A 19,860-nucleotide genomic window follows, 5' to 3' on the forward strand; every position below is an offset into this window, starting at 1 on the left:
CTCAGGCCATGTATACCTGTTAGGTATGGGCGATACTAGGGCCTGGCGTCAATCTCACGTCGTCCACCCGGAGACACCCCGCATGACGCGTCTGACGAGGACCTAGGAGGAGAGCACGCGTGCGCCTGCCCCTCCTGGCACTTCTCGCGCGCGGTCCCGCCCACGGCTACGAGCTGAAGCAGGACCTTGAGCAACTGCTGGGCTCCGCGTACCCTCAGCCGAACGTCGGCCAGATCTACGTGACCCTCGGCCGCCTCGAGAAGTCGGGACTGATCGAGGGCGAGGAGGTCGAGCAGTCCAGCCGGCCCAACAAGAAGATCTACCACCTCACCGACGCCGGGCGGGGGGCGCTGCGCGCCTGGTTCGAGGAGCCCGAGGACGAACCACGGGTGCGGGACGAGTTCTTCATGAAGCTCGCCCTCGCCCCGCAGACCGGTCTCGCCGACCAGATCGCCCTCATCAACAAGCAGCGGCGCCAGTACCTCAACACCATGCGCAACCTGTCGAAGCTGGCCGCCGCCGAGAGCCGGGACAACCGAATCGCCCAACTGCTGATCGAGGGCGCCATGCTGCACCTTCAGGCCGACCTGGACTGGCTGGAGCGGTGCCAGGAGGAACTGGAGGGGCTGGAGTGAGCGACGTCCGAGCTCCGGCGCTGCTGCGGGCCGAGGGCCTGGTCAAGACGCACCACGGCCAGGGGGCGCCCGCCCGGGCCGTGCGCGGGGTGGATCTGTCGGTGACCCGCGGCGAGTTCGTGGCGGTCACCGGCCCGTCCGGGGCCGGCAAGTCGACGCTGCTGCACCTGCTGGGCGGACTGCAGCGGCCGGACGAGGGCAGCATCTGGCTGGACGGCCGGTGCACCGACTCCTACAGCGAGGCCCGCTGGGCCGAGGAACGCCGCAACGGCATCGGGATCGTGTTCCAGTTCTTCAACCTGGTCTCCAACCTGTCCGTCGCCGACAACGTCGAACTGCCCGCCCTGCTCGCCGGCCGCTCGCCGCGGCAGGCGCGCGCCGAGCGGGAGGAACTGCTGTCCGAACTGGGCCTGGAGGGCAAGGAGCGCAGTATGCCGGGCGAGCTGTCCGGCGGTGAGCAGCAGCGGGTCGCGCTCGCCCGCGCGCTGGTCAACCACCCTCCGCTGCTGCTCGCCGACGAGCCCGCCGGCAGCCTCGACAGCAAGGGCACCCGCGAGGTGATGCGGCTGCTGTCCCGCTTCCACCAGCGCGGCCAGACGATCGTGCTGGTCACCCATGACGCCCGGCTGGCGAGCGCCGCGGACCGGGTGATCAGTTTCTTCGACGGCCGCATCGCCGACGACGCGGAACTGGACGGCACGACGCCGTCGCGGAGCACGGGGATCTCGGGCGTGCTGGAACTGAGGGACTGAGTGCGGTGTACGACCACCTGATGTGCCCGGGGTGCGCCCACCAGGCGCACCCGGGGTACGGCCGCCCGGTGTGCCCGGGGTACGGCCGCCCGGCGTGCCCGGGTCCGCGTTCCGGGCCGAGGGAGTGAGGCCGGTGCGAGCCACGTTGCGCTGGGCGCACTCCGATCTGCGCGCCCACCGGGGGGAGGCGCTGTTCATCGTGCTGGCCACGGCCGGCATCGTCGCCTCGCTGCTGCTGGCCACCGCGCTGTTCGGCTACGCGACCAACCCCTGGCAGCGGGTCTTCACCCAGTCCCACGGGGCCCATGTGTGGCTGCACACGGCGCGGTCCGCCGAGACGGAGCGGCTCGCCGCGCTGGACGGCGTCGAGTCGGTCACCGACGCCTATCTCGTCGAGTCCGCCACGGTCGTCTCCCGCGGCACCCGCGCCACCGTGGAACTGCGCGGTACGCCCTCGCTGCCCGCCGTGGGTCGCCCGCTGCTCACCGCCGGGCACTGGCTGGACGCCGGGGTGCCGGACGGCGTGGTCCTGGAGAGCCGCCTGGCCAGGGCGCTGCTGGCCGAGCCCGGGGACACGCTCGCCCTGCCCGGCACCGGGCGCGCGCTGAGCGTGGTGGGCATCGCCGACAGCGCCGAGCCCCGCTACGGCCCCGGCGAGCAGCCGGGACTGGTGTGGGCGCAGCCGTCCGCGGTGCGCGAGCCCGGCGGACGGGTGGTCGGGCTGCGGCTGGCCGATCCCGACGACACGGACTACACCGTGCAGCGTGCCGTCACCGTGCTGGGCGCCGGCGTGGTCGGCGAGGTGTCCACCTGGCAGCAGGCGCGGGCCGAGGCGCAGGGCGACAACCGGCTGCTCGGGCAGGTGCTGGGCCTGTTCGGGCTGGGCGCGCTGATCGCGGCCGGGCTGGCGGTGCACGGCGCGATCGGCACCCGCATCCGGGGGCATCTGCGGGACATCTCGGTACTGAAGGCGATCGGCTTCACGCCCGCCCAGGTGGTCCGGATCTTCCTGCTCCAGCATGTGGCGTACGCCGTGCTGGGCGCCGTGGCCGCGGTGGTGCTGACGGAGGGGCTGGGTGCGCGGATCCCGGGCCGGCTGGGCGACGCGGTCGGGGTGTGGCAGGGCCTGCCGGGCCACACGGTGGCGATGGGCGCGGTCCCGGTGGGCGCGGTGCTGCTCATCGGCGCGGTGACCGGGCTCGCGGCGTGGCGGGCGGGACGGGTGCCGCCGGTCCCGGTGCCGCACCCGGCGGCGGTGGCGGGCGGCGGGCTGACCGCGGTCGCCCGCAGGGCGCTGGGGCTGCGCCTGCCGCCCGCGCTGGTCCTGGGCTGGCACCGGGCCTTCACCCGCCGCCCGCGCACCTTCGCCACGGTGGGGCGGCTGGCGCTGCCGCTGCTGCTGATGGTGGTGGCGATGAGTGCCTGGACCACGATCGACCGCTTCCACAACCGGCCGGAGGAGCTGGGGCTGCCGGCCGCGCTGACCGTCCGCCCCGACAGCACCCTGAACGACATCGGGACGCGGGAGCTGCTGGATCGGGAACCCGGAGTCGCCGCCGTCTACCCCGGTGTGGAGGTGGCCGCCCTGGTCCCCGGCCAGACGGCCACGATCGCCCTGCGGGGCCTGGGCACCCGCGAGGCTCCCTACCCGTTCGCCCTGGCCGAGGGCCGCCGCGCCGACGGGCCCGACGAGGCGGTGGCCGGGCAGGGCCTGCTGGACCTGCTCGACGTCCGGGTCGGCGACTGGGTGCGCATGACGGTGGGCGACCAGCCGCAGATCCTGCACATCGTCGGCCGCAGCATCGAGCCGGAGAACGCCGGCCGGGTCATCTCCACGTCCCTGGACACCCTGCACGAGAACGACCCGAACCTCAGCCCCACCTTCTACCAGCTCCGCCTCGATCCGGGCGCCGATCCGCGCCACGTCGCCACCGCCCTGTCCGCCGCCGCCCACGGCCACCTGGACGTCCATCCGGTGACCAACCCGGCCGACGGACTGTCGTCGATGCGCGCGGTCATCGTGGGCCTGATCTGCGTCCTGGCCCTGATCGGCCTGATCGAGCTCCTCTCCGCGATCGGCGGCACGATCCGCGAGGGCGAACGGGACCTCCTGGCCCTGAAGGCCATCGGCCTCTCCCCGCGCCAGATCACCGCGATCACGGTGACCGCGACCAGTTGCACGGCCCTGGCCGCCGCGGCCGCCGCCACCGCCCTGGCGCTCCCCCTGTCCAACTGGTTGATCAACGCCCAGGGCCACTCCAGCGGCATAGGCGCCGGCATCGCCAGAACCCCCTCCCCGCTCCTGCTCCTCCTCTTCATCACCTCGGCGGCTCTGGGCGCCGCGGCTCTCTCCACCCTCCCCGCCACCAGGGCCGCCCAGCGCCGCCTGGCAGACACGTTGTCAGCGGTGGCCTGAACACCCAAGGGTCCGGGCGGGGGCTGGGGCGGAGCCCCGGATGCCCGGAAGGCCCGGGAGTCCGGAGAGCCCGGGGGACCCAGGGTCCGGGGGCTCCGCTCCAGCGAGACGGATGGGTGGGAAAAGGGATCAGCGGGAACGAAGGGCGCGGTACTTGGCGACCAGGGTCGTCGTGGAGGGATCCAGACCCTCCACTTCCGCACCCTCCGTCAGAGCCGGCTCCACCCGCTTCGCGAGGACCTTGCCCAGCTCGACTCCCCACTGGTCGAAGGAGTCGATGTTCCAGACGGCGCCCTGGACGAACACCTTGTGTTCGTACAGCGCGATCAACTGCCCCAGCACCGACGGAGTCAACTCGCGCGCGAGGATCGTGGTCGTGGGGTGGTTCCCGCGGAACGTCTTGTGCGGCACCAGCTCCGACGGCACCCCCTCCGCCCGTACCTCCTCCGGCGTCTTGCCGAAGGCCAGCGCCTGGGTCTGGGCGAAGAAGTTGGCCATCAGCAGATCGTGCTGCGTCCGGAGTTCACCGCTCAGCTCGGCCACCGGCTCGGCGAAGCCGATGAAGTCCGCCGGGATCAGCTTCGTGCCCTGGTGGATCAACTGGTAGTACGCGTGCTGCCCGTTCGTACCCGGCGTCCCCCACACCACCGGCCCGGTCTGCCACTCCACGGGCTCCCCGTCCCGCTGCACCGACTTCCCGTTGGACTCCATGTCCAGCTGCTGGAGATACGCGGTGAACTTCGACAGATAGTGCGAGTACGGCAGCACCGCATGCGACTGCGCGTCGTGGAAGTTGCCGTACCAGATCCCCAACAGCCCCAGCAGCAGCGGCACGTTGGACTCGGCCGGTGCGGTCCTGAAGTGCTCGTCGACGACGCGGAAGCCGTCCAGCATCTCCCGGAACCGGTCCGGCCCGATCGCGATCATCAGGGACAGGCCGATCGCGGAGTCGTACGAGTACCTGCCCCCGACCCAGTCCCAGAACTCGAACATGTTCTCGACGTCGATACCGAACTCGGACACCTTCTCCGTGTTCGTCGACAGCGCCACGAAGTGCCGGGCGACCGCCTCCGGGCCGGCCTTCAGCTCCCCCAGCAGCCAGTTGCGCGCCGACGTGGCGTTGGTGATCGTCTCGATCGTGGTGAACGTCTTGGACGCGATGACGAACAGCGTCTCCGCCGCGTCCAGATCCCGCACGGCCTCGTGCAGATCCGCGCCGTCGACGTTCGACACGAACCGCACCGTCAGCCCGCGGTCGGTGTAGGCCCGCAGCGCCTCGTACGCCATCGCGGGGCCCAGGTCGGAGCCGCCGATGCCGACGTTGACCACATTGCGGATCCGCTTGCCGGTGTGCCCCGTCCACTCCCCCGACCGCACCCGGTGGGCGAAGTCGCTCATCTTGTCGAGGACCGCGTGCACCCCCGGCACGACGTTCTCCCCGTCGACCTCGATCACCGCGTCCCGCTGCGCGCGCAGCGCCGTGTGCAGCACGGCCCGGTACTCGGTGACGTTGATCTTCGCACCGCGGAACATGGCGTCCCGCAGCCCGAACACGTCCGTCGCGGCGGCCAGCTCCCGCAGCCGCCGCAGGGTCTCGTCGGTGACGAGGTGCTTGGAGTAGTCGACGTACAGATCACCGACCTGGAGGGCGTACGCCTCGCCGCGCTCCGGGTGGGCCGCGAACAGATCCCGCAGACCGGTGTCGGCGAGCTCCTCACGATGCCTGGCCAGAGCGGTCCACTCGGGCCTCTGGTTGAGCCTGGTACGGGCGTCTGCGTTCATTCGGACCTCAGCCTTCTTTCCTAGCTGTCCTGCGTCCTTGCCCCGCTGCCGGTCCAACCTAGTTGATCAGCGGGTGACATGAGTCGTCGTCACGCCGTCGTCCGGCGCAACAACGAGTACGTCGGCACGGCGCGCGGGTATCAGCGCGGCCACGGAAAGGACGAAGAACGCGGCCGTGAGCAGCGCCGGCCAGTTCGGCCCCCACACGGCGGCGACGGCCCCGCCGAGCACCGCGCCCAGCGGCGCCCCGGCCACCGCGAGGGTCCGGAAGGCCGCGCTGACCCGGCCCAGCATCCCGGCGGGGCTGCGCTGCTGCATCAAGGTCGTCGTGTTGACGTTCCACACCATGCCCATCAGCCCGAACACGGCCAGCGCGGCCACCGCGGCGGCCAGGCTGGGCACCAGTCCCAGGACCACCAGCGCGGCGATCTGCACCGCGCCGGCCAGCACCACGGCCCGCATCCGCCCGAGCCGGGCCACGATCCGCCGGCTGACCGCTCCCCCGGCCAGGCTGCCGAGCGTGTACGCCGTCAGCGCCGCCGCGTACCCCTTGGTGCCCGCGCCCAGCCAGCCGGTCACGACGACCACCAGGGTGGCGATGAGCGCGCCCATCCCGACGTTGCACAGGGCAGTGGCGGCGCACAGCCCGCGCAGGGCCCTGTCCCGCCCGAGGGCGCGCAGCCCCTCGGCTATCTCCCGCCGCAGCGTGCTGCCCGCCGGTCTCGGCTGCCGCTCGGGCGCCGGGACCCGCAGGGAGGCCACGAGAGCGGCGGCCACCAGGAAGGTGGCGGCATCGGCCGCGAAGGGCGCGGCGGCCCCCGCGGCGAACAGCAGGGGGACGACCGGACCGCCCAGCAGCCCGCCCGCGAGGCGCTGCCCGGTCATCAGACGGGCGTTGGCGCTGCCGAGCGCCTCGGGTCCCACCAGGGCGGGCAACAGGGCCGTGGCGGCGTTGTCGAAGAGTGTCTGGAGCGTGGTCAGCGCGAAGGCCAGGGCGATCAGCAGGCCGATCGAGGCGTGCCCGAGGGCCACCGCAAGGGCGAAGCCGCCGACAAGGAGGCCCCGTACCGTGTCCGCCGCCCACATCACGCGTCGCTGGTCCACACGGTCCGCGACGGCGCCGCCGAGCAGCCCGAAGACGATCCAGGGCAGATAGCCGCAGGCCGTGACGGAGGCGACGAGCAGCGGGTCGTCGGTCAGGGACAGCGCGAGCAGCGGCAGCGCGACCGTACGCAGCGCGTCGCCGAAGCTGGACAGCACGGCGGCACTCCACAGCCGTCCGAATCCACCGCGCCACGCCGGCGCACCCGCGTCGACGGCCTCGCGCCCGGCCTCGACCCCTGTCATGGCTTCCCCCGCCTCACGATTCACCGATGCGCAAACCGTAGAGGGCACCACTGACAATCGGTCCGCGGCGGCCGGTCCGCCCGGATACGCAACAGGTCCGGCCCCGCACCCGAAGGCGGCCGACCGGACCTCAAGTCCTAGATCTCGCCCCGCAGTTTGGCGAGCGCCTCGGCGAGGATCGCCTCACCGTCCGCGTCGCTGCGCCGCTCCCGCACATAGGCCAGGTGCGTCTTGTAGGGCTCGGTCCGCGGCGGGGCCGGCGGGTTGTCCTGGTCCTGCCCGGCCGGAAAGCCGCAGCGCGGGCAGTCCCAGGTGTCGGGAACCTGCGCGTCGCTGGCGAAGCTCGGCTGGGTCTCGTGTCCGTTGGAGCACCAGAAGGAGATGCGCAGACGCGGCGCGGACTCGCCACGCTCGGCCTCGCCCATCGGCCCCGCCCCGACCCGGCTTCCTCGGATCGCGTTGCCACTTGCCACGGTCGTAACTCCCTGCGTGATGGTGCCGCGAAGCGAGTCGGCCTCCGCTCCGCCGCGAGCGCCTCAGTCTACGTAAGGCCCAACGCGCGTCCAATGATGGGAGTTACCGCTCCCACACAGACGCAAGCCCCATGATAGGCCGCGCTCAGGAGCGCGCACCGACCATGGGGCCATACGTGTGGAATGTGCGGGCCCGGCCGACGGGCAGCCGCTCGTCAGCTGCTCGTCTTCATCAGGATGCCGAGCACGATGATGCAGGCGAGCCACAGCAGGCCGATGACCACGGTGATGCGGTCGAGGTTGCGCTCGGCGACCGAGGAGCCGCCGACAGAGGACTGCATACCGCCACCGAACATGTCGGAGAGGCCGCCGCCCTTCCCCTTGTGCATCAGCACCAGCAGCATCAGCAGCAGGCTGAAGACGATCAGGGCGATCGAGAACCCCAAAACCACGGCTGGACCAACTTCCTCGGATTCGGATGGACGACGGGGTGTGGCAGGTCATGCCTACCATGCCCCCGCAAGGGTACGACGGATCGCCGCCCACGCATACTCACGGCCCGGGCCCGCCGCTCACGGCGGGCCCGGCTCAGTGCCCGCGGTGGACCCGGCTCACTGCTCGGCGAAGCGCACGATCTTGACGAACTCGTCCGAGTCCAGCGAGGCACCGCCGACCAGGGCGCCGTCGATGTCCTTCTGCGCCATGATCTCGGCCACGTTGCCCGACTTCACCGAGCCGCCGTACTGGATGCGCACCTGGTCGGCGACCTCCTGCGAGTACAGCTCGGCGAGCTTGCCGCGGATGGCGCCGCAGACCTCCTGGGCCTCCGCCGCGCCGCAGACCTTGCCGGTGCCGATGGCCCAGACGGGCTCGTAGGCGATCACGATCGACTCGGCCTGCTCGGCCGGGAGATCCTTCAGACCCCCTTCGACCTGGGCGAGCGTGTGCGCGACGTGGTTGCCCGCGTCGCGGACCTCCAGTTCCTCGCCGACACACAGGATCGGGGTCAGGCCGTGCTTGTAGGCGGCCTTGACCTTGGCGTTGACCAGTTCGTCGGTCTCGTTGTGGTACTGCCGGCGCTCGGAGTGGCCGATCACCACGTAGGTGCACTTCAGCTTGGCCAGCATCGGACCGGAGATCTCGCCGGTGTACGCGCCGGAGTCGTACGCCGAGATGTCCTGGGCGCCGTACTTGATCTTGAGCTTGTCGCCGTCGACCAGCGTCTGCACGGAGCGCAGGTCGGTGAAGGGCGGCAGGACGGCGACCTCGACGGCCTCGTAGTCCTTGTCGGCCAGGGCGAAGGCGAGCTTCTGGACGTGCGCGATGGCCTCGAGGTGGTTGAGGTTCATCTTCCAGTTGCCCGCCATCAGCGGCGTGCGCGTGCTCATACGGTTTCAGTCCTCCAGTGCGGCGAGGCCGGGGAGCGTCTTGCCCTCGAGGTATTCGAGGGAGGCGCCGCCGCCGGTCGAGATGTGGCCGAATGCCGTCTCGTCGAAGCCCAGCGTACGGACTGCCGCGGCGGAGTCGCCGCCGCCCACGACGGTGAAGCCGTCCGAGTCGACCAGGGCCTGGGCGACCGCCTTGGTGCCCTCTGCGAAGTCGGGGTGCTCGAAGACGCCCATCGGGCCGTTCCAGAAGACGGTGGCGGCGTCGGCGAGCTTCGCGGCGTACAGCTTGCGGGACTCCGGGCCGATGTCCAGGCCCTGCTGGCCGGCCGGCATGGCGTCCGCGGCGACGGCGGCGGGGTGGACCGGGGCCTTGGCCTTCAGGTCCGGGAACTCGGGCGAGACCAGCGTGTCCACCGGCAGGACCAGCTCGACGCCGGTCTTCTCGGCCCGCTCGATGTACTCCTTGACGGCCGGGAGCTGGTCCTCCTGAAGGAGGGACGTGCCGATCTCGTGGCCCTGGGCCTTGAGGAAGGTGTACGCCATGCCGCCGCCGATGAGCAGCCGGTCGGCCTTGCCGAGCAGCTCGTCGATGACGGCGAGCTTGTCGGAGACCTTGGCGCCGCCGAGGGCGACGACGTAGGGCCGCCGGACGTCCTCGGTGAGCTTCTTCAGGACACCGACCTCGGTGGCGATGAGGTAGCCGGCGTAGTGCGGCAGGCGGGCCGGCAGGTCGTAGACGGAGGCGTGCTTGCGGTGCACGGCGCCGAATCCGTCGCCGACGTAGACGTCCGCGAGGGCGGCGAGCCGGTCGGCGAACTCGCCGCGCTCGGTGTCGTCCTTGGACGTCTCGCCGGGGTTGAACCGCAGGTTCTCGATGACCGCGACCTGGCCGGGCTGAAGGCCGTCCACGGCGGCGTGGGCGGCCGGGCCGACGGTGTCCTGGGCGAACGCCACGGGGGCGCCCAGGAGTTCGCCGAGCCGCTCGGCGGCGGGCAGCAGCGAGAAGGCCGGGTCCGGGGCGCCCTTGGGGCGGCCCAGGTGGGAGGCGACGACCACCTTGGCGCCGGCCTCGGCGAGGGCCTTGACGGTGGGCAGGACGGCGCGGATGCGGCCGTCGTCGGTGATGACACCGTCGGCCAGCGGCACGTTGAGGTCGGCGCGGACGAAGACCCGCTTGCCGTCCACGCCTTCGGAGAGAAGTTCGTCGATCGTCTTCATGGGGTGGGACTCCTGAGAAGGGGGCTCTTGATCGTACGAGGGCTGATCGATCCGCACGTGGGCGGGTTGTGGTCGTTCGGCCCGCTGTACGTGCGTCAGGGCCCGGACGGCGCTTGGCGCGCCGCCCGAGCCCTGATCTCACATCGAGGTGCCTGCCCTGCCGGTCAGAGCTGGTTGCCGACGAAGACGGTGAGGTCGACGAGGCGGTTGGAGTAGCCCCACTCATTGTCGTACCAGCCGATGATCTTCACGTTCTTGCCGTCCTGAACCATGGTCAGGGAGGAGTCGAACGTGCAGGACGCCGGGGCGTTGACGATGTCCGAGGAGACGATCGGGTCCTCGGTGTAGTCCAGGAGGCCCTTCAGCTCACCCTCGGCGGCCTTCTGGAAGGCGGCGTTGACCTCTTCCTTGGTGACCTCGCGGGAGAGTTCGACGACGAGGTCGGTGACCGAGCCGGTGGGAACCGGGACGCGCATCGCGATGCCGTCCAGCTTGCCCTTGAGCTGCGGCAGCACCAGGGCGGTGGCCTTGGCGGCGCCGGTGGTGGTCGGGATGATGTTCTCTGCGGCGGCACGGGCGCGGCGCAGGTCCTTGTGCGGGAAGTCCAGGATGCGCTGGTCGTTCGTGTACGCGTGCACGGTGGTCATCAGACCCTTGACGATGCCGAAGTTCTCGTCGAGGACCTTCGCCATCGGCGCCACGCAGTTGGTGGTGCAGGAGGCGTTGGAGATGACGTGGTGGTTGGCCGGGTCGTACTTGTCCTGGTTGACGCCCATCACGATGGTGACGTCCTCGTTCTTCGCCGGGGCGGAGATGATGACCTTCTTGGCGCCGCCGGCGATGTGCTTCTCGGCGTCTTCCTTCTTGGTGAAGATGCCAGTGGACTCGATGACGATGTCGACGCCGAGTTCACCCCAGGGGATGTCGGCGGGGTTGCGCTCGGACAGCACCTTGATGGTGTGGCCGTCGACGGTGATGGTGTCGGCGGTGTGGGAGACCTCCTGCTTGAGGCGGCCCAGGATGGTGTCGTACTTCAGCAGGTGAGCGGTGGTCGCGGTGTCACCCAGGTCATTGACAGCCACGATCTCGATGTCTGCACCCTGCTCCAGCAGCGCGCGGAAGTAGTTACGACCGATGCGGCCAAAGCCGTTGATGCCTACGCGGATCGTCACGAACCGATCTCCTCGTTGGTACGCCGGTTTCGACGCCGGCGAGCTGTATTGGGATGTCCCCGACCACCCACGACCCTACCCCTCCAGGGCCTCCGAAGTGACATCCGGACGCGTCCTGGACAGCACGGCTTCGACAAAGGTCCGAACCCCTCGCGCAGGCCGCCGGGATCACCCGATTTCGCTATGGATTGCCCATACCAATTGACCGTGTTGGTCACTCGTTCGTGAGCACCTCAGCTCACTTGTGAAATACCGTGATCTCCGACCAATCCGGACTTCCGGCAAACCCGTCAATTCACCCACGGGGCCGCCTCCGTGGCGGAGTGTCCCCACCGCCCGTCCATACCTCGGCGACCTCCCTCCTCGGCGGCCGAAACGGCCTGTCAAGCACCGCCACCGACCCGCGTTGACCGACCCGGGCTGGTGACTGTCGGTAGTCGTACATCAACCGACCGGCCACCATCGGCCAACCAGCCGGTGCTGGTTGGCCGATGGTGGCCGGTCGGGGTGCGGTGACGATCGGTGTGAGGCGGCACGCCGATGGCGGCCGGCGCGGGTCGGTCGGCACCACCCGACCGACCCGTGGAGGACGCGGCCGGCCGGAGGCGGCAGGGCGGTCGGGACCGATCAGGACGTGGGCCGGTCGGAACATGGGGCCGGGCCGGTCGGCCGGCCCGTGGCGGTCAGCCCGCCAGGTTGTCCGCCAGTTCGTCGGCGAGGTTCGCCTCGGTACCGGGGATGCCGAGGTCGGAGGCCCGCTTGTCGGCCATGGCCAGCAGGCGGCGGATGCGGCCGGCGACCGCGTCCTTGGTCAGCGGGGGGTCGGCGAGGGCGCCCAGCTCCTCCAGGGAGGCCTGCTTGTGCTCCATGCGCAGGCGCCCCGCGGCGGCGAGGTGCTCGGGGACGTCGTCGGCGAGGATCTCCAGGGCGCGGGCCACCCGCGCGCCGGCCGCGACGGCCGCGCGGGCCGAGCGGCGCAGATTGGCGTCGTCGAAGTTGGCGAGGCGGTTGGCCGTGGCGCGGACCTCGCGGCGCATCCGCCGCTCCTCCCAGGCCAGCACGGACTCGTGGGCGCCCAGACGGGTCAGCAGGGCGCCGATCGCGTCGCCGTCGCGGACCACCACCCGGTCCACGCCCCGCACCTCGCGGGCCTTCGCGGCGATGGACAGCCGGCGCGCGGCACCGACCAGCGCGAGGGCCGCCTCCGGGCCCGGGCAGGTCACCTCCAGGGAGGAGGAGCGGCCCGGCTCGGTGAGCGAGCCGTGGGCCAGGAAGGCACCGCGCCAGGCGGCCTCCGCGTCGCAGGTGGCCCCCGAGACCACCTGCGGCGGCAGGCCGCGGATCGGCCGGCCCCGACCGTCGACCAGACCGGTCTGGCGGGCCAGCTGGTCACCGCCCGCGACGACGCGCACGACGTAGCGCGAGCCGCGGCGCAGCCCGCCCGGCGCCATCACGATCAGCTCGGAGCTGTGACCGAAGATCTCCAGGATGTCCCGCTTCAGGCGCCGTGCCGCCATGGCGGTGTCCAGCTCCGCCTCGATCACGATCCGCCCGCTGACCAGGTGGAGGCCGCCGGCGAACCGCAGAAGGGCGGAGACCTCCGCCTTCCTGCAGCAGGTCCGGGTGACGGGGAGCCGGGAGATCTCGTCCTTCACCGCTGCCGTCATCGCCATGGGCCGATCCTTCCATGCATCCGAAAAATACGGTCGTACGCGGCGGCCAGCAGCTCCGGGTCGTGCCGCGGAGTTCCGTCCCTCCGGGCCACCGGCGCGAGCTCGACCGCGGCGCCGAACCGCTTGGCGGCCTCGGTCAGCACTTCGCGGTCGGGCACGGCGGCCTCGTCGGCCAGCACCACGTCCAGGGCGAGTTTAGGGGCGTGTCGTCCCAAAACCTCCAAATGACGCTGCGGGGAGAAGCCCTCGGTTTCTCCCGGCTGCGGCGCGAGGTTCAGGGACAGCACCCGGCGGGCCCTGGTCTCGGTGAGCGCGTCCAGGAGCTCGGGCACCAGCAGGTGCGGGATGACCGAGGAGAACCAGGAGCCGGGTCCGAGAACCACCCAGTCCGCGTCCAGGACCGCGTCGACGGCCTCGGGCACGGCGGGCGGGTCGAGCGGCACCAGGTGCACGGACTGCACCTCGCCCGAGGTGAGCGCGACGGTGGCCTGGCCGCGCACGGTGTCGACGTCCTCGGGCCGCTCCGGGTCGTGCCCCTTGACCAGGGCCTGGAGCTCCAGGGGCACGGCGGACATGGGCAGCACGCGCCCGTGCGCCCCCAGCAGCTTGCCCACCAGGTCCAGCGCCTGGACGTGGTCGCCGAGCTGTTCCCACAGGGCGACGATCAGCAGGTTGCCCACCGCGTGGTCGTGCAGGTCGCCCTGGGAGGTGAAGCGGTGCTGGATCACTCGGGCCCAGGTCTGGCCCCAGTCGTCGTCGCCGCACAGCGCGGCCAGCGCCTTGCGCAGGTCCCCGGGCGGCAGCACGCCCAGCTCGTCGCGCAGGCGCCCGCTGGAGCCCCCGTCGTCGGCCACGGTGACGACGGCCGTGAGGTCGCCGGTGATCCGGCGCAGTGCGGCGAGCGAGGCGGACAGGCCCATGCCGCCGCCGAGGGCGACCACCTTGGGCTGAGCGCCGCGGCGGCGCGCCCGGCCGCCCCGGGCCTCGGCCGGGCGCCCCGCGCGCGCCGCGATCGCCTGCCGCGCCGAACGCCCCTCCGGCACCACCCGGCGCAGCCTGCTCAGCCGCGGAGTACGTCCGCTCACTCGCGCCCCATGTCCCGGTGGACGACGACGGTCTCCACGCCCTCGGCCGCGAGCCGCGCGGCGAGCTTCTCCGACACGGCCACCGAGCGGTGCTTGCCGCCCGTGCAGCCGATCGCGATGGTCACGTACCGCTTGCCCTCGCGCCGGTAGCCGGCCGAGATGAGCCGCAGCAACTCGGCGTAGCGGTCGAGGAACTCCTTGGCGCCGGGCTGGTTGAAGACGTACGCGGCGACCTCGTCGTTCAGGCCGGTGTACGGGCGCAGTTCGGGGACCCAGTGCGGGTTGGGCAGGAACCGCATGTCGGCGACCAGGTCGGCGTCGACCGGCAGGCCGTACTTGAAGCCGAACGACATCACGGTGGCCCGCAGTTCGGGCTCCTCCTCGCCGGCGAACTGGGCGTCCATCTTGGCGCGCAGTTCGTGCACGTTGAGGCTGGAGGTGTCGATCACCAGGTCGGCGTCGCCGCGCAGTTCGCGCAGCAGCTCACGCTCGGCGGCGATGCCGTCGACGATGCGGCCGTCGCCCTGGAGCGGGTGGGGCCGGCGCACCGACTCGAAGCGGCGCACCAGGGCCTCGTCCGAGGACTCCAGGAAAACGATCCGCCGGGTGACGTTCTTGGCCTCCAGGCCGGCCAGGGACTCGCGCAGGTTGTCGAAGAAGCGGCGGCCGCGGACGTCGACGACGACCGCGATGCGTGCCACGTTGCCCTGCGAGCGGGCACCGAGCTCCACCATGGTGGGGATCAGTGCCGGCGGCAGGTTGTCGACGACGAACCAGCCGAGGTCCTCCAGACATTTGGCGGCCGTGGACCGGCCGGCCCCGGACATGCCGGAGATGATCACCAGCTCGGGAATGGCCGTGTCGGGGACGCCAGCCGTGTCGATGCCCGTACTCACCTGTGCTCCGTTTTCCTTGGACGCGCGCTCGTGCTGTTCCTCGCGCGGTCCCTCGTGGGACTGATCTCGCTCGGCGCTTCGCCGTGCGTCGTGCTCGGTCATGTCTCCTGCCCCCGTCGGTCGTCCGGAACGCCCGTGGGCACGGGCGTCTCCGCGTCACCCGCCGTAGTCGCCGGCGGCGCTTCTTCCACGTCTTCCATGATCTCTCCAGTCGCCGTGTTGACGGCGGGTGCGGCCGGGGCCGCCTGGGCGAGTGCCGCGGCGATGGTCTCGGCCGTTTTACGGCCTATACCGGGTACCCCGCAGATCTGGTCGATTGTCGCGGACCGCAGCCGCTTCACCGAGCCGAAATGCTTGATCAGCGCCTGTTTGCGTGTCTCGCCGAGGCCGGGCACGTCGTCCAGGGGCCCGGCGCGGAAGCGCTTGGCCCGTCTGGTGCGCTGGTAGGTGATGGCGAACCGGTGGGCCTCGTCGCGCACGCGTTGCAGCAGGTACAGGCCCTCGCTGCTGCGGGGCAGGACCACCGGGTCGTCGTCGCCGGGCAGCCAGACCTCCTCCAGCCGCTTGGCCAGTCCGCACACGGCGATGTCGTCGATGCCGAGTTCGTCCAGGGCCCGCTGGGCAGCCGCCACCTGGGGCTGCCCGCCGTCGACGACGACGAGCTGGGGCGGGTAGGCGAAGCGCTTGGGGCGGCCGTCGTCCTCGGTGAGGGAGCCGACGGGGCTGCCAGGTGCGCCGTCGGGGGAGCCGTCGGGGGAGCCGTCGGGGGAGCCGTCGGGCAAGCCGTCCACGGGGACGTCCTCGCCGTCGGCCCACTCGCCGGTCCTCTCCTTCTCCGCGAGGTAGCGCCTGAAGCGGCGGGTGATCACCTCGTGCATGGAGCGGACGTCGTCCTGGCCCTCGAAGCCCTTGATCTGGAAGCGGCGGTACTCGCTCTTGCGCTGGAGGCCGTCCTCGAAGACGACCATGGAGGCCACCACGTCGTCGCCCTGGAGGTGGGAGATGTCGTAGCACTCGATCCTGAGGGGGGCGCTGTCCAGGTCGAGGGCCTCGGCGATCTCCTCCAGGGCGCGCGAGCGCGTGGTGAGGTCGGAGGCGCGCCTGGTCTTGTGCAGGACGAGCCCCTGCTGGGCGTTGCGCTGCACGGTCTCCATGAGGGCCTTCTTGTCGCCGCGCTGCGGGATGCGCAGCGAGACGTTCGACCCGCGGCGCTCGGCGAGCCACTCCTGGACCGGCTCGACCGGGTCGGGCAGGGCCGGGACGAGGACCTCCTTGGGGACGGCGTCCCCGCTCTCCTCGCCGTACAACTGCTGCAGGGCGTGCTCGACGAGGGCGCCGGTGGTGACGTCCTCCACCTTGTCGGTCACCCAGCCGCGCTGGCCGCGCACCCGTCCGCCACGTACGTGGAAGATCTGCACCGCGGCCTCCAGCTCGTCCTCGGCGACGGCGATGAGGTCGGCGTCGGTCGCGTCGGCGAGCACGACCGCGTTCTTCTCCATGGCCTTCTTCAGGGCCTCGATGTCGTCGCGCAGGCGGGCGGCCCGCTCGTACTCCATCTCCTCGGCCGCCTCCGTCATCTGCTTCTCCAGGCGGCGCAGGTACGTTCCGGTGCGGCCGGCCATGAAATCGCTGAAGTCCTCGGCCAGTTCGCGGTGCTCCTCGGCGGAGACGCGGCCGACACAGGGCGCGGAGCACTTGCCGATGTAGCCCAGCAGGCAGGGGCGGCCGGTGCGGGCGGCGTTCTTGAAGACACCGGCCGAGCAGGTGCGCACCGGGAAGACGCGCAGCAGCAGGTCGACGGTGTCGCGGATGGCCCACGCGTGCCCGTACGGCCCGAAGTAGCGCACGCCCTTCTTCTTGTGGCCGCGCATCACCTGCACCCGCGGGAACTCCTCGTTCATCGTCACCGCGAGGTACGGGTAGCTCTTGTCGTCGCGGTACTTGACGTTGAACCGGGGGTCGTACTCCTTGATCCAGGAGTACTCCAGCTGCAGCGCCTCGACCTCCGTGGACACGACTGTCCACTCCACGGACGCGGCCGTGGTGACCATGCTGCGGGTGCGCGGGTGGAGGTTCGCGAGGTCCTGGAAGTAGTTCGCCAGGCGCTGGCGCAGGCTCTTGGCCTTTCCGACGTAGATGACCCGGCGGTACTCGTCACGGAACCGGTAGACCCCGGGTGAGTCCGGGATGTCTCCCGGCTTGGGGCGGTAGCTGGAGGGGTCGGCCATGTCTCAACCCTACTGTCGAGCACCGACACCGCGGCGGCCCTCCACCACCCGGGCAGCGGCGCGCCCCGGCCACGGCTGCTTCCTTGGCCAGGAGCGCACTCCTGTCGGGTCTCAGGTGTTGTCGGGACTTGGTCAACACGCTTCAATGCGGGGGAACTCGGGGCCGTGAACGACGGCGTACGGATGTGAAGAACCCTGCCTTCGCGCGGGGCGGCCCCGACGACCCGCGTGAAGGGTCCGCCGAGCCGCCCGCACCTTCACAGAAAGGCCCGCGCATGCCGCACGCCACACAGGAGGCGGATGTCGCCACCGCGGAACTGGACACGGCCCTGCGGGGCGGCCCGTTCCACGTGGCGCTGCGCGCCGCGATCGCCGCCCGCGGACTGCCGTTGCAGCGCGTGCAGCACCATCTGACGCGCTACGGGGTGAAGGTCGGCGTCACCAGCCTCAGCTACTGGCAGCAGGGCGCCCGGCGCCCGCAGCGCCCGGAGTCGCTGCGGGCCGTACGGGCGCTGGAGGAGATCCTGCAACTGCCGGACGAGTCGTTGATCCGGCTGCTGGCCGACGCCGACGAGCACGCGGCCGACGGGCGGCCCGCCGTGCGCTCCTACCGCTCCCTGGTCCGGGCCTCCGACGTACTGCGCGGGCTGCTGGCGGAGCTGGACTGCCCGTCCGGCGGCGGGCTGCACGTGCTCGGGCACCACGAGCGGGTGCTGATCGGGGCGCGCCGCGAACTCGCGGGCCGCGAGTCCCAGCACATCGTGCGGGCCCACCGGGACGGCGTGGACCGCTTCGTGGCCGTCCACCACGGCGATCCGGGGTGCGCGCCGGAGCGGATGACCGTGCGGGCCCTGGAGAACTGCCGCACCGGGCGGGTACGCCGGCACCACGACACCGGGGTGCTGGTCGCCGAGCTGCTCTTCGACACCCGGCTGCGGGCAGGCGACACGTTCCTGTTCCGGCATGGTGTGGAGGACGGAACGGCCGGGACGACGCGCGAGTACGTCCGGGAGTTCGCCTCCGCCGGCGGCCAGTACGCCCTTCAGGTGCGGTTCGACGCCGGCACCCTGCCGGTGCGCTGCCACCGGTTCACTCAGGCGTCGGCGGCGGCTCCGCGCAGTGGCCGCCGGGAGCTGGCGGTGAGCGAGCGGCACCGTTCGGTGCACCTCGTGGAGCCGCGCGTGCGGTCCGGGACCGTGGGGGTCGGCTGGGACTGGGAGTGAGCGGGCCGGGTCGGCGGCGGACGTCAGGCGCCGGGCCCGGCGACGAGCCTGCCGCCCTCGGCGCGCACGGGCAGTTCGGGCAGCGGCGCGCTTGCCGGGGAGCGCACCACCTCGCCGGTCGTGGCGTCGAACTCGCTGCCGTGGCAGGGGCAGATCAGCTTCGTCCCCTGGAGCTTGTTGATCGGGCACTGCGCGTGCGTGCAGATCGTGCTGAACGCCTTGAGGGTGCCGTCCGCCTCCCGGCTGACCACCACGTTGTGGTCCCGGTACAGCGTGGCGCCGCCCTTGGGGACCTCGCTCACGGCGCCGAGGTCGACCGGCGCGGTGGGCGTGGCGGGGGTCGTGACGCCGCCGCCGATCGGTCCGCAGGCGGTGAGCCCGAGCGCGACGGCGGGGGTGAGGGCCGCTCCCCGCAGGATCGTGCGGCGGCTCGCGGAGGGGCGGCCGGACATGAAGGCCTCCACTGGTCAAGGGGCTGGACAACGCCGACGATACCCACCGGTCCCGGACCGGACGGGGGCGGGTCGGACGGACGGACGCGGACGACCCGGGCCAGCGTTTTACCTCCGGCGCGCAATGGGATAGCTTCCCGGCCCGAGCTGTCCGAGAGAGGAACCGACTCGTGATCGTCGTCGCCGGTGAGGCCCTGATCGACCTGGTACCGCGGGGAAGGGGAGCCCTCGCGGACCTCAGACCGGCGCTCGGCGGCGGCCCGTACAACACGGCCGTCGCGCTGGGCCGCCTCGGCTCACCCACGGCGTTCTGCTCCCGCACGTCGTACGACGCCTTTGGCGAGGCCCTGCTCGACGGGCTGCGGGGGGCCGGAGTGGACGTGTCCGGCGTGCAGCGCGGCGCCGAGCCGACCACGCTGGCGGTCGCCACGGTCGGCACCGACGGCTCCGCCGCGTACTCGTTCTACGTCGACGGCACCGCCGACCGCCTGTTCACGGTGCCCCCCGCCCTCCCCGCCGGAACCCGCGCGGTGTCCTTCGGCACCTGTTCGCTGGTGCTGGAGCCGGGCGCGAGCGCCTACGAGGAGCTGATGCGGACGGCGTCCGCGCAGGGTGTGTTCACCGCGCTGGACCCGAACATCCGGCCCGGGCTGATCGCGGACGCGGACACCTACCGGGCGCGTTTCGCGAGCTGGCTGCCCTCGGTGTCGCTGCTGAAGCTCTCCGAGGAGGACGCGGGGTGGCTGGGCGGCACTCCGCGCGAGTGGCTGGCCGCCGGGCCCGGGGCCGTGGTGATCACCCACGGCGGCGACGGGCTCACCGCGTACACCCGGGACGGCGCGGAGCACTCCGTGCCGGGCGAGAAGGTCGACGTCGTCGACACCATCGGCGCGGGCGACACCGTGAACGCGGCCCTGCTGCACGCACTGGCCGTGCAGGACGCCCTCTCCCCCGAGGGCCTTGCGGGCCTCGGCGCCTCGGGCTGGAACCGGCTGCTGCGGTTCGCGGCCCGCGCGGCGGCGATCACCTGCTCACGCGCGGGAGCGGAGCCGCCGTACGCGGCGGAGGTGGGCGCGCCGTAGACCTCCGGAGCGAGCCGCGCCCCGCGGGAGTGCCCGCG

Annotated in this window: 17 protein-coding genes; 5 read left to right on the forward strand and 12 right to left on the reverse strand. The window is 71.8% G+C overall.

Annotated features, from left to right (window positions below; translation table 11 throughout):
- Positions 1 to 119: 119 nt before the first annotated feature.
- The 3 genes from ACWEK3_RS07990 (at position 120) to ACWEK3_RS08000 (ending at position 3,803) form a co-directional block, all read left to right on the forward strand.
- Entirely contained in the window at positions 120 to 635 is a 516-nt protein-coding gene (locus ACWEK3_RS07990) for a PadR family transcriptional regulator (RefSeq protein ID WP_361411392.1), read from the forward strand.
- A complete protein-coding gene (locus ACWEK3_RS07995; protein ID WP_450538042.1) occupies positions 632 to 1,387 on the forward strand; it encodes an ABC transporter ATP-binding protein in 756 nt (251 codons plus the stop codon). Before ACWEK3_RS07990 ends, ACWEK3_RS07995 begins: the two co-directional genes overlap by 4 nt.
- Positions 1,388 to 1,520: 133 nt before the next feature.
- Entirely contained in the window at positions 1,521 to 3,803 is a 2,283-nt protein-coding gene (locus ACWEK3_RS08000) for an FtsX-like permease family protein (RefSeq protein WP_450538040.1), read from the forward strand.
- A gap of 129 nt (positions 3,804 to 3,932) precedes the next feature.
- Here ACWEK3_RS08000 and pgi read toward each other — a convergent pair whose 3' ends face one another.
- The 11 genes from pgi to uvrC all read right to left on the reverse strand — a co-directional run bounded on the left by pgi (position 3,933) and on the right by uvrC (position 17,065).
- On the reverse strand, positions 3,933 to 5,585 hold the full coding sequence (gene pgi, locus ACWEK3_RS08005; protein ID WP_453249201.1) for a glucose-6-phosphate isomerase: 1,653 nt from the start codon (positions 5,583 to 5,585) through the stop codon (positions 3,933 to 3,935).
- 66 nt (positions 5,586 to 5,651) lie between these two features.
- Positions 5,652 to 6,932 carry an MFS transporter gene (locus tag ACWEK3_RS08010; RefSeq protein ID WP_453249202.1) on the reverse strand — a complete coding sequence of 427 codons (1,281 nt, stop codon included), beginning with the start codon at positions 6,930 to 6,932 and terminating at the stop codon, positions 5,652 to 5,654.
- Positions 6,933 to 7,069: 137 nt separating this feature from the next.
- Entirely contained in the window at positions 7,070 to 7,405 is a 336-nt protein-coding gene (locus ACWEK3_RS08015) for an RNA polymerase-binding protein RbpA (RefSeq protein WP_073952427.1), read from the reverse strand.
- A 215-nt stretch (positions 7,406 to 7,620) separates the two neighbouring features.
- Positions 7,621 to 7,857, reverse strand: coding sequence for a preprotein translocase subunit SecG (gene secG, locus ACWEK3_RS08020; protein WP_100569504.1), 237 nt, complete (start codon positions 7,855 to 7,857; stop codon positions 7,621 to 7,623).
- Positions 7,858 to 8,016: 159 nt separating this feature from the next.
- On the reverse strand, positions 8,017 to 8,793 hold the full coding sequence (gene tpiA, locus ACWEK3_RS08025) for a triose-phosphate isomerase (protein WP_453249203.1): 777 nt from the start codon (positions 8,791 to 8,793) through the stop codon (positions 8,017 to 8,019).
- Positions 8,794 to 8,799: 6 nt separating this feature from the next.
- A complete protein-coding gene (locus ACWEK3_RS08030) occupies positions 8,800 to 10,011 on the reverse strand; it encodes a phosphoglycerate kinase (protein ID WP_376553535.1) in 1,212 nt (403 codons plus the stop codon).
- A gap of 164 nt (positions 10,012 to 10,175) precedes the next feature.
- A complete protein-coding gene (gene gap / locus ACWEK3_RS08035; protein WP_225074154.1) occupies positions 10,176 to 11,183 on the reverse strand; it encodes a type I glyceraldehyde-3-phosphate dehydrogenase in 1,008 nt (335 codons plus the stop codon).
- A gap of 683 nt (positions 11,184 to 11,866) precedes the next feature.
- Positions 11,867 to 12,856 (reverse strand): DNA-binding protein WhiA, encoded by a 990-nt coding sequence (gene whiA / locus ACWEK3_RS08040; protein WP_141362000.1) that lies wholly within the window; start codon positions 12,854 to 12,856, stop codon positions 11,867 to 11,869.
- Positions 12,847 to 13,941, reverse strand: a complete 1,095-nt coding sequence (locus tag ACWEK3_RS08045; protein WP_376409982.1) for a gluconeogenesis factor YvcK family protein — start codon at positions 13,939 to 13,941, stop codon at positions 12,847 to 12,849. The genes whiA and ACWEK3_RS08045 overlap by 10 nt, the downstream gene beginning before the upstream one ends.
- Entirely contained in the window at positions 13,938 to 14,939 is a 1,002-nt protein-coding gene (rapZ, locus tag ACWEK3_RS08050) for an RNase adapter RapZ (protein ID WP_365423631.1), read from the reverse strand. The genes ACWEK3_RS08045 and rapZ overlap by 4 nt, the downstream gene beginning before the upstream one ends.
- Positions 14,936 to 17,065, reverse strand: a complete 2,130-nt coding sequence (uvrC, locus tag ACWEK3_RS08055; protein WP_453249204.1) for an excinuclease ABC subunit UvrC — start codon at positions 17,063 to 17,065, stop codon at positions 14,936 to 14,938. Before uvrC ends, rapZ begins: the two co-directional genes overlap by 4 nt.
- Positions 17,066 to 17,340: 275 nt before the next feature.
- Here uvrC and ACWEK3_RS08060 point away from each other — a divergent pair, with 275 nt between their 5' ends.
- Complete coding sequence (locus tag ACWEK3_RS08060) at positions 17,341 to 18,288, forward strand: hypothetical protein (protein ID WP_453249205.1); 948 nt, start codon at positions 17,341 to 17,343, stop codon at positions 18,286 to 18,288.
- A gap of 23 nt (positions 18,289 to 18,311) precedes the next feature.
- Here the strand turns inward: ACWEK3_RS08060 and ACWEK3_RS08065 are convergent, their stop codons facing one another.
- On the reverse strand, positions 18,312 to 18,740 hold the full coding sequence (locus ACWEK3_RS08065) for a Rieske 2Fe-2S domain-containing protein (protein WP_450538026.1): 429 nt from the start codon (positions 18,738 to 18,740) through the stop codon (positions 18,312 to 18,314).
- Between the two features lie 170 nt (positions 18,741 to 18,910).
- On the opposite strand from ACWEK3_RS08065, the gene ACWEK3_RS08070 reads away from it, so the two are divergent.
- Positions 18,911 to 19,822: a carbohydrate kinase family protein gene (locus ACWEK3_RS08070; protein WP_453249206.1), complete on the forward strand. Its 912-nt coding sequence runs from the start codon at positions 18,911 to 18,913 to the stop codon at positions 19,820 to 19,822.
- Positions 19,823 to 19,860 lie beyond the last annotated feature (38 nt).

This window comes from Streptomyces sp. NPDC004721 (assembly GCF_053601495.1).